The 374-nt window shown below is 43.6% G+C and carries 1 protein-coding gene; it reads right to left on the minus strand.

The genetic code is table 11. The features are described 5' to 3' along the window. A partial coding sequence (locus A3761_RS06390) for an ABC transporter substrate-binding protein (RefSeq protein WP_197472898.1) occupies positions 1-374 on the minus strand: 374 nt, incomplete at both ends.

Below are 374 nucleotides of genomic sequence, written 5' to 3' on the forward strand. Positions count from 1 at the left end.
TTCGCCAAATCTTTGTACCACTCGTCGCTCTTATCTTCAGAGATCTGACCCCAACGACGCATTTGCGTTAGATACCAGATAGCATCTGAGTAGTATGGGTAAGTCGCGTTATAACGGAAGAATACGTTGAAGTCTGGTACTGAACGCTTATCGCCTTTCTCGTACTCAAAAGTACCCGTCATACTGTTTGCAATAACGTCATAGTCAGCACCAACATAGTTAGGTTGTGACAAGATCTTAACCGCTGCTGGACGGTTAGCATTGTTGTTAGCATCTAACCACATCGCTGCACGAATCATCGCTCGCGTTAAACGAACTGTCGTATTCGGGTATTTCTCAGCAAATTCTTTAGTAATACCAAATACTTTCTCTGG

It is taken from the genome of Oleiphilus sp. HI0123, assembly GCF_001635315.1.